The sequence below is a fragment of the Candidatus Pelagibacter communis genome, from assembly GCF_001180185.1.
GTDB classification, from domain to species: domain Bacteria; phylum Pseudomonadota; class Alphaproteobacteria; order Pelagibacterales; family Pelagibacteraceae; genus Pelagibacter; species Pelagibacter ubique_F.
This window is the reverse complement of the sequence record NZ_CVSS01000045.1, coordinates 1-2,938: the sequence shown is the minus strand read 5'-3', so window position 1 is coordinate 2,938 and position 2,938 is coordinate 1. Positions and strand designations below refer to the sequence as shown.

3 protein-coding genes and 1 pseudogene are annotated in these 2,938 nt (G+C 30.8%); all 4 read right to left on the bottom strand.

All coding sequences use genetic code 11. The annotated features are described in order from the left end of the window. Positions 1 to 47 precede the first annotated feature (47 nt). A pseudogene (locus AMN95_RS04000) lies at positions 48 to 359 on the bottom strand (DUF3501 family protein); the annotation flags it as partial. A 2-nt stretch (positions 360 to 361) separates the two neighbouring features. Beyond that, entirely contained in the window at positions 362 to 1,693 is a 1,332-nt protein-coding gene (locus tag AMN95_RS03995) for a (Fe-S)-binding protein (RefSeq protein ID WP_075522687.1), read from the bottom strand. A gap of 155 nt (positions 1,694 to 1,848) precedes the next feature. Next, positions 1,849 to 2,265 carry a rubrerythrin family protein gene (locus tag AMN95_RS03990; RefSeq protein WP_075501251.1) on the bottom strand — a complete coding sequence of 139 codons (417 nt, stop codon included), beginning with the start codon at positions 2,263 to 2,265 and terminating at the stop codon, positions 1,849 to 1,851. Between the two features lie 105 nt (positions 2,266 to 2,370). Next, the gene (locus AMN95_RS03985; protein ID WP_075522686.1) at positions 2,371 to 2,799 is read right to left on the bottom strand and encodes a Fur family transcriptional regulator; all 429 of its coding nucleotides are present in this window, start codon (positions 2,797 to 2,799) and stop codon (positions 2,371 to 2,373) included. Between the last annotated feature and the right edge of the window lie 139 nt (positions 2,800 to 2,938).

Sequence of the window (2,938 nt, the reverse complement as noted above, 5' to 3'; positions counted from 1 at the left end):
CATTATTAAGATTTTTTCCTATATCTAAGATTTGTTTTAATACCTCATTTGCTTACAGGGTTATCAATTTCAAACATTAGAGTTGATGTCAATTCTTTTCCATTAGGTACTAATGGGTTATAAGCAGCTAATTCATCTTTAAGTTGTTCATCTCCACCTTTTTCAATGTAAAGCATCTCTTGAACTTGTGCCAACATTGTCTCATAACTCTCAAAATAAAAAGTTGCATATGGTCCTAAAGCAACTCTTCTATCTTTTTTAAATTCAACGATATTCTTTCGAATCTCTTTTCTTTTTTTTGTATAAATATCTAAAGGCATAATATCTTCTTTGGAAATTTCTCTCTTATCTTTAGGCATAATTACAATCTATAACTTTTTGCTATCAATTCTATAGGATGTAGTGCCTCATCATTAGCAATTTTTGTATCTTCCTCAAGTTGCTTAAGATGTTTGCCAGCTAACGGACAGTCTGATGCCATATATTTATTATTTTTTGTTTTAATTTGTCTTGCAGTTGGTCTTCCAACTTTAATTGCTAAATTATGTGTATCTTTCATTACACCAAATGTACCACCATGGCCAGCACATCTTTCAACGACATCAATTTTTATATTAGGAATTAATTTAAGCATATCTCTAGCTTTAATTCCCATATTTTGTGCTCGAGCGTGACATGCATGATGAACCGTTACACCACCATCAATCTCTCCTAATCCCTCGGCAATGCCCTCGTTGTTAGCAATATCAACAACATACTCATCAATATCCATTACATTAACTGATAATTTCTTAATGTTTTCGTCATTCGGTAGCAAAAGTGGCCATTCAAATTTTAACATTAAACCACAACTAGCAGTTAGAGTGACCACTTTATAACCTTTATCTATCCATTCTAACAAATCTTTTGAAACTTTTTTGGCTTGTTCAACTACTTTTGTTAAGTCTGCTTGTTCCAAAAACGGCATTCCACAACATCCAGGATAAGCCTCTTGAACCTCAACTCCATTTTTCTTCAATACTTTTAAAGCTGCAACACCTGTATTTTTTTTGTTAAAATTTACAAAGCAAGTTGAATAAATCACAACTTTTCTGTCACTTTTCTTACTTTCAAAATTTATTTTGTTAATATTTTTTTTAAAAAAATTAGAAAAAGTTTCTGAATTATATTTTGGAAGTTGAACTCTGATATCTATACCTGCAATTATTTCTAATACTTTTCTGAAGAATTTATTTTTGATATTAGACAGCCAATTAATTAAACCTGAAAACATTACACCAATTTTAGAATTTCTATCTATTTCAGCTAATTGTCTAGGAACAGCAGGTAATGTACCTTTTTTCTTTTGTGCCATTCTATATCTCAGCATTAAGTGGGGGAAATCTAGATCAAAATCATGTGGAGGCACGTAGGGACATTTGGTCATAAAACACATATCACATAATGTGCATGCGTCCACAACTGGAGCAAATTGATTGCTCGATAAGCTTTCTACATCCTCGTTTTTTGACTCATCAATCATATCAAAGAGTTTTGGAAATGAGTCACAAAGATTAAAGCATCTTCTACAACCATGACAAATATCAAACACTCTTCTCATTTCAGCGTCTAATTTTTCTGGATTCAAGAAATCTGGATTTTCAAAGTCTATTGGATGTCTTATAGGGGCTTCTGTACTTCCTTCTTTACTCATATCACTACATTCATTATTAAAACTAAAACAATTGAAACCATAATTACAGGTTTATTACACCAATCCTTAATTGTAAGTAAAACTTGATCAATCATTTGTTTTAGTAAATTTAAAAAAAGTTTTAGTGGGCAATAAACGCCCACTAATTCGATATATTAGCTAATAGATTCTAAAGTTTTTTGGAATTTACCAGCGTGAGATTTTTCAGCTTTTGCTAATGTTTCAAACCAATCAGCAATTTCTTCAAATCCTTCTTCTCTTGCAGTTTTTGCCATACCTGGGTACATGTCTGTGTATTCATGTGTTTCACCAGCTACTGCTGACTCTAAATTTGCTTTAGTTTCACCTATAGGTTTACCAGTTGCTGGATCACCAACTTGTTCTAAATACTCTAGATGTCCATGAGCATGTCCTGTTTCCCCTTCAGCAGTTGATCTAAAAACTGTGGCTACATCATTGTAACCTTCTATATCAGCTTTTTGAGCAAAGTATAAGTATCTTCTATTTGCTTGGCTCTCACCTGCAAATGCTGCTTTTAGGTTTTCTTCCGTTTTAGTTCCTTTTAGTGACATTTTAATCTCCTTAATTAATGTTGACGACTATATAAGTTTTATAACACAAATGTCAATAGTTTAGAACAATTATAATGTATTATCTAAAGTATTGATATTACTATATTATTTTTGATTTTGATTATCAGTTGCAACTTTAACTAAAACTTCAACTGAATTTATTTTTTTTCCTAAAATATTTTTTTTGATTTTTGGGGTCTCAATAACTTCTTCTGAACAATCAATTAACTCATTTGTATCTTCGTCAAAAAAATGATGGTGACTAGTTGTATTTGTATCGAAATAACTTTTATCACTATTTATAGAAATCTCTTTTAAATATCCTTTTTTTTTAAAGGCATAAACAGTATTGTAAACTGTAGCTAAAGATATCTTTTCGTTCAGTTCTATAGAAATGCTATTTGCCAGGTCTTTAATTGTGAAATGAAAAGTTTTATCTCTGTTAAACAACACTTCACAGATTTTAAGCCTCTGTTTAGTAGGCCTTAGACCCGAAGCTCTCAATTTATCAATAAATTCAAGGTTTTTTGACATTGTATTTTATAATTATTCTAAACTTTATGTATATTATAATTATGTAAAATCAAGTAATAAGGTGTTCAAATTTTATGAAAAAAAACTCCTATTCTTATGATGAGCTCATAAATTGTGGAAATGGAGGGCTCTTTGGGCC